Annotated in this window: 7 protein-coding genes; all 7 read left to right on the plus strand. The window is 58.7% G+C overall.

The features are described from left to right. The first annotated feature begins 105 nt into the window (after positions 1 to 105). The gene (locus ACSZO1_RS08270) at positions 106 to 2154 is read left to right on the plus strand and encodes a TonB-dependent siderophore receptor (RefSeq protein ID WP_437611391.1); all 2049 of its coding nucleotides are present in this window, start codon (positions 106 to 108) and stop codon (positions 2152 to 2154) included. 310 nt (positions 2155 to 2464) lie between these two features. After that, on the plus strand, positions 2465 to 4108 hold the full coding sequence (locus ACSZO1_RS08275; protein WP_437611393.1) for a TIGR04028 family ABC transporter substrate-binding protein: 1644 nt from the start codon (positions 2465 to 2467) through the stop codon (positions 4106 to 4108). Positions 4109 to 4122: 14 nt separating this feature from the next. Beyond that, positions 4123 to 5067: an ABC transporter permease gene (locus ACSZO1_RS08280; RefSeq protein WP_437611396.1), complete on the plus strand. Its 945-nt coding sequence runs from the start codon at positions 4123 to 4125 to the stop codon at positions 5065 to 5067. Continuing rightward, positions 5064 to 5918 carry an ABC transporter permease gene (locus ACSZO1_RS08285; protein ID WP_437611397.1) on the plus strand — a complete coding sequence of 285 codons (855 nt, stop codon included), beginning with the start codon at positions 5064 to 5066 and terminating at the stop codon, positions 5916 to 5918. The genes ACSZO1_RS08280 and ACSZO1_RS08285 overlap by 4 nt, the downstream gene beginning before the upstream one ends. Next, entirely contained in the window at positions 5915 to 7558 is a 1644-nt protein-coding gene (locus ACSZO1_RS08290) for a dipeptide ABC transporter ATP-binding protein (protein WP_437611399.1), read from the plus strand. Before ACSZO1_RS08285 ends, ACSZO1_RS08290 begins: the two co-directional genes overlap by 4 nt. After that, entirely contained in the window at positions 7555 to 8586 is a 1032-nt protein-coding gene (locus ACSZO1_RS08295; RefSeq protein WP_437611401.1) for a putative FMN-dependent luciferase-like monooxygenase, read from the plus strand. Before ACSZO1_RS08290 ends, ACSZO1_RS08295 begins: the two co-directional genes overlap by 4 nt. After that, on the plus strand, positions 8583 to 9683 hold the full coding sequence (locus tag ACSZO1_RS08300) for an alkylhydroperoxidase domain protein (RefSeq protein WP_437611403.1): 1101 nt from the start codon (positions 8583 to 8585) through the stop codon (positions 9681 to 9683). Before ACSZO1_RS08295 ends, ACSZO1_RS08300 begins: the two co-directional genes overlap by 4 nt. Positions 9684 to 9820 lie beyond the last annotated feature (137 nt).

Here is a 9820-nt window from a genome sequence, read left to right on the forward strand (position 1 = left end):
ATTTTTATTTAACTTTATCGTGCAATTTCTGCACGTAAGGTGCAACAAATTTTACGCTGCGCTGACATAGACTCGGGGCGATTCTTACGATTCAGGGATGCACACATGCATATTTATCGAATTACCCCTCTGATTATCAGCAGCCTGCTGCTGACGTCTTTCGCGCATGCCGCAGAGACAAGCTCTACCGATAATAAAGAAGAAACGCTGGTGGTTACCGCCAGTAAGCAGTCAGCTAACTCAGCATCAGCCAAAAACGTGTCGTCAGTAAAAGTGACGGCGCCGGAACTGACCGATGCCAATGTCACCAGCACCGAGCAGTTATCCCGCGTGCTGCCGGGGCTGTATACCGGTAACCAGGGCAGCCTGCTGTTCCCGTCCATTTCACTGCGCGGCGTCTCTTCTGCGCAGGACCCGTACAATCCGGCGACCACCTTCTATGTTGATGGTGTGCCACAGCTTTCCACCTACTCAATGCAACTGCTGAGTGATGTGGAGGGTGTCGAAATGCTGCGTGGTCCGCAGGGTACGCTGTACGGGAAAAGCGCTCAGGGCGGGATTATCAATATCGTCACTCAGCAGCCGGACAGCACTCCGCGTGGCTATGTTGAGGGCGGCGTCAGCAGCCGTGAAGGTTATCGTGGCAAAGTCAATCTCAGCGGCCCGATTCAGGACGGCCTGCTGTACGGCAGCGTTACCCTGCTGCGCCAGGTGGATAACGGGTCGATGACTAACCCGGCCACCGGCACGGATAATCTGGGTGGTTCCCGCGCTAACGTCGGTAATGTACGCCTGCGTCTGGCACCGGATGATCAGCCATGGGAAGTCAATGCTGGCGTAACGGAAGAGTGTACCCATGCCACGCAGGACACCTATATGCTGTTCAACAACCCGAAATCGCGCACCCTGGAAGTTAGCGACGGTTTCGGCGATCCGCACTTGCGCCGCTGTACCCACAGCCAGTCACTGAGTGGTCGCTACACCACCGACAACTGGGTGTTTACGCTGATGAGCGCCTGGCAACAGCAGACGTTCGATCGCGAATTCCCGTACAGTGTGTCACTGGCTAAGTTTAATGAAAGCTGGAACCAGAATGTGCAGGAACTGCGTGCTGCCACGCAGGGCGATAATACGGTCGATATGGTGTTTGGTTTGTATCGTCAGGATACCAACGAAAGACTGAAATATGGTTATGACTACTCAGGCTTCACGATCGCTGATACCCGCGCCAACACCGAAGCAGAAACGCTGGCCGCGTATAGCGATCTGACCTGGCATGTGACCGATAAGTTTGATCTTGGCGGTGGCCTGCGCTACTCCCACGATAAAGCGAAAACGCGCTACACCAATTCCGGGATAAACACCTCCACTTTCGCGGCCTACAGCTACTCAGCTGAAGGTAACACCCGCGACGATCAGCTGTTAGGCCAGATTTCTGCAGGTTATCAGTTCACCCCAGCACTGCGCGTTTACACACGTATTGCGCAGGGCTACAAACCAACCGGCTACAGCATTACGCCGCCGACCAGCAATACGGCCTCACCTTATGATGCTGAACGTTCTGTAACTTATGAGATCGGCACGCGTTATGAGGAAGGTCCGGTTCAGTTGCAGGGCGCGGTATTCCATACGCATACCAAAAATATGCAGCTGCTCAGCGATGGCTCGGTGGGCTATCAGACGCTGGTCAATGCCGGCAGCGCAGATGCCACTGGTGTGGAACTGAGCAACACCTGGCAGTTCACCGAAGGCTGGGCATGGAATATTAACGGTAACTATGTGCGTTCTGAATTCACCAGCGACAGTGAACGCTATCAGGACAAACGTGTGCCGTTCGTTCCGCGCTTCGGCGCCGGCACCAGCGTCACCGGCACCATTAACACCCCATTCGGTGCACTGATGCCGCGCGTGGCGGTCAATGTGGTCGGTCCGCACTACTTCGACGGTGATAACGATCTGCGTCAGGGAACCTACTCCACCACCGACCTGCGTCTTGGCTGGCAGGCCACCGACCGCGTCAATGTGGCGGCGTATCTGGATAACGTATTTGACCGCCGTTACCGCACTTACGGCTTCCTGAGCGGCGGCACGGGCTATGCCCAGGTTAATGCGGGCCGAACCGTTGGCGTGGATGTGCGCGTCGATCTGTTCTGATAGTCTCCGGGAGTGAATACCACACAGGTATTCACTCCTGTTTTCCTGTTACCACTCTCCCGTTTTCCCCACAGATACCCGACAAACCCAACCGAGGGGAAACATGACGATGGCTCCGGAGCGGCTTGTCCGCGGAGGAACGCGGCATGGTCGCCCCGATGCGCTCGATCATTCAGGCAACGCCCTGTCGCTCCCCACACTCAAATACTGTTTCCGCAAATAGTTAGCAGAATTCCTTTCTTCTCTCCTGACCTGGCGAACCAGATGATAGAGGCATAACCAATAATCGTTGAGAAAAAAGGAATTCACCATGCCGAACGTATTTAGCCTGAATGCCGTGCAGCGCGCACTGACTCTGGGCGTATTGATGACCTCTTTCACCGGGATCGCCACGGGTTACGCAGCCGAAGCCAGTAAAGGCGGCACCCTGATCTACCTGGAACAGCAGGCACACACCAATCTCTATCCGCCTGCTGGCGGTTTCTATCCTAACGGCGGCATTCTCAACCAGATTACCGACAAACTGACCTGGCAGAACCCGGAAACCCTGCAGGTCGAACCGTGGATCGCCGAAAGCTGGACCACCAACGCCGATAAAACCGAATACACCTTCAAAATTCGTCCCGGCGTCACTTTCTCCGACGGCACACCGCTGGATGCCAATGCCGTAGCGAAAAATTTCGACACCTATGGCCTCGGCAACAAAGAAAACCGCCTGCCAGTTTCTGAAGTGATCAACAACTACCTGCGCAGCGAAGTCATCGACCCGTTGACGGTAAAGTTCTTCTTTAAAAAACCGTCGCCGGGCTTCCTGCAGGGCACCGCCACCATCGGTTCCGGGCTGGTGTCACTCAGCACCCTGGCGCGTAACTTCGACCAGTTGGGCGATGCACGTCATATCATCGGTTCCGGCCCGTTTGTGGTGAAAGATGAAAAACTGGGACGCGAAGTCGACCTGGTGGTGCGCAAAGACTACAACTGGGGGCCGAAAAACATCGCCCAGCAGGGCCGCGCTAACCTTGATGGCATCAAAATCATCGTCACTCCGGAAGACAGCGTGCGTATCGGCGCACTGCTGGCCGGTCAGGCCGATGTGATTCGCCAGGTGCAGGCGTACTATGAAAAACAGGCCACCGACAACAACTTCCCGATCTACGCCGCGCCCACCCGTGGCGTGAATGACAGCATCAGTTTCCGCCCGGATAACCCGCTGGTCGCCGATATCAAGGTGCGTCAGGCGCTGTTGCATGGCACCAATGCGCAGCAGGTGGTGGAAACCCTGTTCTCGCCAAACTATCCGGTAGCGAAATCCGTCGTGGCGCAATCCGCCGCCGGTTATGTCGACCTCAGTGACAAACTGAAGTACGACCCGCAACGGTCGGCACAGCTGCTGGATGACGCGGGCTGGAAGCATGGCAGCGACGGTATTCGTCAGAAGGATGGCAAACGGCTGGAGCTGAGCATTTATGAATCCCTGCCCCAGCCGCAGAACAAAGAGGTGTTGCAACTGGTCGCCCAGCAGTGGAAGCAGATCGGCGTTGGCCTGAAAGTGCTGGCAGGTGATGCGGGCAGCAAAACGCTGGATAACCTCGATCCACAGAAAACCCCGCTGGTCGTCTCCGAAGTCGGTCGCGCCGACCCGGATGTGATTAAGAGCCAGTTCTACCCCAATAACCGCGATGCGCTGCTGCAGAAAGGCGGCTCCAGCGACAAGGTACAGAACTTCCGCGATGACAAACTCAACCAGTTGCTGGTGGATGTCTCCTCGGAAGTCGATCCGCAGAAACGACTGCAACTGGCAGGCGACGCTCAGCGCTGGCTGCTGGATAACGCCTACGTCATCCCGGTATTTGAAGAGCCGCAGGTGTTTGCCGGTGCACCGTATCTGAAAGGTCTCACCTTTGAAGCGGTAGGCCGTCCTAGTTTCTACGGTGCGTGGCTGGATAAAAAATAAGCCGGAGGTGAATGATGAAAAGCTGGCTGCTTCAGCGTCTCGCACAGGCCCTGCTGGTACTCTGGGCGGCGTTTACGCTCTCTTTTGTGCTGCTGCAGGTGCTACCCGGTGACGCAGTGATCATTAAATTCCAGAACCCCGATCTGGGGCTGAGTCCGGCGCAGATCGCGGAAATGCGTGTCGCCTATGGTGTGGATGCGCCACTGTGGCAGCAGTATCTGCATACGCTGGGCGCGATGCTGCATGGCGACTTTGGTTACTCAGTGCAGGCGGGTGTGGCGGTCAGCGATCTGCTGGCCGATAACTTCCCCGATACCCTGCGGCTGGTGCTGCCAGGCTTTGCGCTGGCGGTGCTGATTGCTGCCCTGCTGGCGTTTATTTCTAATCTGGTTGGCTTCCGCTGGCTGAAAAACGCCCTGCAAAGTCTGCCGTCGCTGTTTATCTCCATCCCCACCTTCTGGCTGGGGATTGCCCTGATTCAGCTGTTCTCCTTTCAGCTGCGCTGGATACCGGTAATCAATCCGTCACCGTGGCAGGGACTGATTCTGCCGATTATCACCCTCGCGGTGCCGATTTCTGCGCCGCTGGCGCAGATCCTGATCCGCAGTATCGACGAGGTGCAGACCCAGCCCTTTGTCGCCGTGGCGCGCGCCAAAGGTGCCAGTTACAGCGGCGTGTTGTGGCGCCATGTCACGCTCAACGCCCTGCTGCCGGTGCTGACCGTCACCGGGTTGCTGCTAGGCGAACTGATCGCCGGGGCGCTGATTACCGAAACGGTGTTTGGCCTCAGCGGCCTCGGTCAATTGACGCAGCAGGCAGTCAATAATCAGGATGTGGCGGTGCTGCAGGCGATAGTGATGATCTCCGCCACCGGCTTTGTGACCATCAATCTGCTGGTGGATCTGCTGACGCCCCTGCTCGATCCCCGCCTGCAAACTTACCGGAGAGCCACGCTATGAGCCTTGTCGATCATGCACCGCGCACGAAAGTCCTCAGTGCTCGTCCGCGCAGACGTTATTCGTGGCAAACCGGCGCAGTGCTCGCCTGGCTGGTGATGCTGACTGTGCTGCTGGCCGCCATTGCGCCAGGCCTGTTTACCAGCTTTAGTGCCACCGAAGGGATTGCCGGAGCTCAGCGCCTGGCACCGCAGGCTGGCCACTGGCTGGGCACCGACCAACTGGGGCGCGATCTCTGGGCGCGTATCGTGTATGGCGCGTCGCACTCCCTTTCCGGGGCACTGGTCGCCGTCACACTCGGTCTGGTCATCGGCACCCTGCTTGGCGTGCTGGCAGGCGCAACGGGTGGCAAAACAGAAAACGTGGTGATGCGGCTGATTGATGTGTTGCTGTCGATTCCCGGCCTGCTGCTGTCGCTCAGCGTCATCATCCTGCTCGGTTTCGGCACCGTCAATGCCGCGATAGCCGTCGGTATCACCTCGGTGGCGAACTTTGCCCGCCTGGCGCGCGCCGAAGTGGTACGCGTGCGCCACAGCGATTATGTCGAAGCGGCGTATGGCAGCGGCGGCACCTTTTTCGCCGTGTTATGGCGTCATATTCTGCCGAATTCCCTCACATCGGTGATCGCCTTTTCCGCCCTGCAGTTCGGCAATGCCATTCTGGCGCTGTCAACGCTGAGTTTTCTCGGCTACGGCACACCACCACCAACACCAGAATGGGGACTGCTGATCGCCGAAGGGCGTAATTACATCTCCACCGCCTGGTGGCTGACCACCTTCCCTGGCGTGGCCGTCGTCACTGTCGTTCTGGCCGCCAACCGTATCAGCCGACAATTTTCAGGAGCACGCCGATGAGCAATACCCCTCCGCCACTGCTGGCACTGGAAAATCTGAACCTCGGCTACCGGCGCAGCCATGAGATACAGCGCGTGGTGCATAATGTTTCATTTCAGCTGCAGGCTGGCGAAATGCTGGCGCTGGTCGGTGAATCCGGTTCCGGCAAAACCACCACCGCACAGGCGATTATTGGCCTGCTGGCGGAAAACGGCGTACGTGAATCGGGGCGTATTCTGCTTAACGGCGTCGATATCAGCGACTGGTCGCAGCGGCGCCTCGACAGCCTGCGCGGCGCGCGTATCAGCCTGATCCCACAGGACCCGGGCAGTTCACTCAATCCGGTGAAAACCATCGGCGAGCAGGTGGGCGAAATCCTGACGCTGCATCAGCGCCTGAGCCGCAGCGAACGCGAACAACGCGTTCTCTCCCTGCTGACGCGCGTGGGTCTCAGCCATCCGCAGCAGCGCGCGCAACAGTATCCGCACCAGCTGTCCGGCGGTATGAAACAGCGCGTGCTGATCGCTATCGCCATTGCGCTGCAACCGCAGCTGATCATTGCTGATGAACCGACCAGCGCACTGGATGTCACGGTGCAGAAGCGCATTCTCGATTTAATCGATGAACTGCGCGCAGAATTCGGCACCGCGGTGCTGTTTGTCACCCACGATTTAACCCTCGCCGCCCAGCGAGCCGATCGGTTGCTGGTGTTCCGTCACGGCGAAATTCAGGAACTGGGCGCGACGCAAACCGTCGTCAATGCGCCGCAACATGCTTACACCCGCCAGCTGTTCGCTAACCTGAGTTCCCTGATGCCACCGGGGGACGTTCCCCCCGAGGCACGGTTCTCCTCACCGGCGATCAGCGTGCGCAATCTGAGCAAAAACTTTACCCTTGGCAACGGCAAAGACGCGACGCTGCGCGCGCTGGATTCAGTTTCCTTCAGCGTAGCGCGCGGCACCACTCATGCGCTGGTTGGCGAATCCGGTTCCGGTAAAACCACGCTGGCGCGGATTCTGCTCGGTTTCCAGCAGGCGGACAGCGGCGAAGTGCGGCTGGATGATATTGATGTCACCGCTCTGCGCGGCGAGGCGCAGCGTCAGCTGCGGCAGAAAATTCAGCTGGTGTACCAGAACCCGTTCGCCTCGCTCGATCCACGGCAGAGCCTGTTCGCTATCATTGAAGAGCCTCTGCTCAATTTTGCGCCGCTAAGCAAAGGCGAACGCCAGCGTCGGGTGGAGGAAGCGACGCAGCGAGTTGCCCTGCCGCTGGAACTGCTGACGCGCAAAGCACGTGAACTGTCCGGTGGCCAGCGTCAGCGTGTTGCCATTGCCCGCGCACTGGTACTGCAACCCGAGATTCTGGTGCTGGATGAAGCCACTTCGGCGCTCGATGTCACGGTACAGGCGCAGATCCTCGGTCTGCTGCAACAACTGCAGCAGCAGCTCGGCCTCACTTATCTGTTTATCTCTCACGACCTCGCCACCGTGCGCCGCATCGCCCATACCGCCACGGTATTACGCGCCGGACAGGTGGTCGATCAGGGCGATGTCGCCACGCTGTTCACTCAGCCTGCCAGCGACTACACCTGCGAGCTGATTAACGCTATTCCCCAGCTCGCTGACCCGGTTTTTACTGCACAACAGAAGGATTTTGCATGAGCCAGAAACGTTTAGGCTTTTTCACCCGTTTGCTGGATAAAACCAGTGCCGGGCAGCGCTACCAGCTGGCGCTGGAGCAGATTCAGCATGCGGAGCGTCATGGATTTGATACTGCGTGGATCGCTCAGCACCATTTTCACGAACAGGAAGGCGGCCTGCCGTCCCCTCTGCTGTTTCTCGCCCATGTCGCTGCACTGACCAGCCGCATTCGTCTCGGCACGGCGATTATTACTCTGCCGATGGAGAACCCGATCCGCGCGGCGGAAGATGCGGTGGTGCTGGATTTGCTGGCGAAAGGCCGTCTTGAGGTCGGTTTTGGTTCCGGCGGCACACCGAGTTCCTTCCTGCCGTTTGGCCTCAGTTTTGAGCAGCGTGGCGCGGTGTTTGCCGATTATCTGCAACAGGTGCTGGCCGCCTGGCGCGGTGACTCGCTGGCGCATCCCGATAATCAGCTTTACCCTGCCGCACCCCAGCTGGGTAAACGGGTATGGATTGCCACCTTCTCCGCAGAAGGCGCAGCACGCGCAGGCGCTGCCGGGCATGGTCTGATGCTGTCGCGCACTCAGCCGCGTACTGCCGGGCAACCATGGCAGACGCTGGACCAGATCCAGAATCCGATTGTCGATGCCTATCTTGCTGCCCTGCCTGCGGGGATGGAACCGCGTATTCTTGCCTCGCGCACCGCCTTTGTCAGCGACAGTCGCGAACAGGCACGCACGCTGGCGCTGGCGGGTCTGCGTCAGCAGGCACAACAGCATCGCGCCGCAGGCCACGCGGTCGACGGCGATACGCTGGATGATTATATCCGCACTTTTGATGTCCATCTCGGCACCGCGCAGGATGTCAGCGCGTCGCTGGCGCAGGACAGCGTACTGCTGCGCGCCAGCGATATCTCTTTCCAGGTACATTCGATCGAACCGCCGCATGCGCACATTCTGCGTTCGATTGAGCTTCTCGCCAGCGAGGTCGCCCCTCATCTCGGCTGGCAGTCATCCTCTCAGCAGATTAAAGAAGGAACCTTCGCATGACGCAGCCCCACGATTTACTGGCGACGCTGGCAGAGATTGCCCCGCAATCCGCACTGGCGGCAGCACGTGAACAGCGCGATGCGGCCACCACGCACAGTCAGGGCAGTTATCAGGCCCTGTTTGGCGCGGAAGATGCCGATTTCCCGCTGCAGCAGCGTTTTATTGTCGCGGCACAGGTGGCGCGCTGGCATCAGGTTGCGGTACTGAGCGATCACTATGCACAACAGATTACCGATGCGGGGATCAGCCCGCGTCTGCTGCTGGCGCTGGATCATGCAGAGCGCCTGACGTTGCGCCCGGTCAGCGCTGAGCCACAGCATCTGGCGGCCCTTGAGCAGGGTGGCTGGTCGCTGGCGGCCATCGTGACACTGTCACAGTTAATTGCCTTTGTCAGCTTCCAGAGTCGCGTGGTATATGGCCTGCGCCTGCTGGGTGATCGTCTGCTGGAAAGCCGTGCCGCCGTCGTCGCGACCGCGGGTCCGTGGCATACCCAGCCACACACTCTTAGCGGTAAGCCAGCGCCGGTGGCTTTTACTGTTGAGGATCTGGGATGGGAACCGTGGATTGCGGCAAAACCGCTGGCGGAATTCAGCGAGCAGGAGCAGCAGACGCTGGCGCGTTTCGGCCATACCGATTCCGATTACTTCCGCCTGCTGGCGCGTAACCTGCCGCTGCTGGAACAGCGCACACTGACCGATAAAGGGATTTTTTATACCGCGGGTGGTCTGCCGCGCGCCGAGCGTGAACTGGCTGCCGCTGTCGCCAGTAAAGTGAATGGCTGTATTTTCTGCGCCTCCGTACACGCGCGCAAAGCGGCTCAACTGTCGAAACAGCCCGATGCGGTGCAACGCTTACTGGCGGTGACGCCAGGCCAGCCGCTCGACGAGCAGAACTCTGCGCGCTGGCAGGCGGAAATTGCCTTCGCTGCGGCACTGTCTGCCACACCGGTCAGCGCGACACCGCAACAGGTGCAGGCACTGCGCGATCAGGGGCTCAGCGAACTGGAATTACTCGATCTGGTTCAGTCAGCAGCCTTCTTTGCCTGGGCTAACCGATTGATGCTGACATTAGGTGAACCCTTTATTCCCGGAAAATAACGTTATCCGCGGCCAAAATAATGGGGTGGATGACCACCCCATCGTCATCAATCACCGCAACAATTAGGGAAGGTGCGATTTAATCGGTGGGGTTCAGTGGAGTCCTTAGCTGTATTAGCCTTACCTTAGCTGAGCTG

The organism is Erwinia sp. V71, from assembly GCF_965644245.1.
Classification (GTDB): Bacteria; Pseudomonadota; Gammaproteobacteria; order Enterobacterales; family Enterobacteriaceae; genus Erwinia.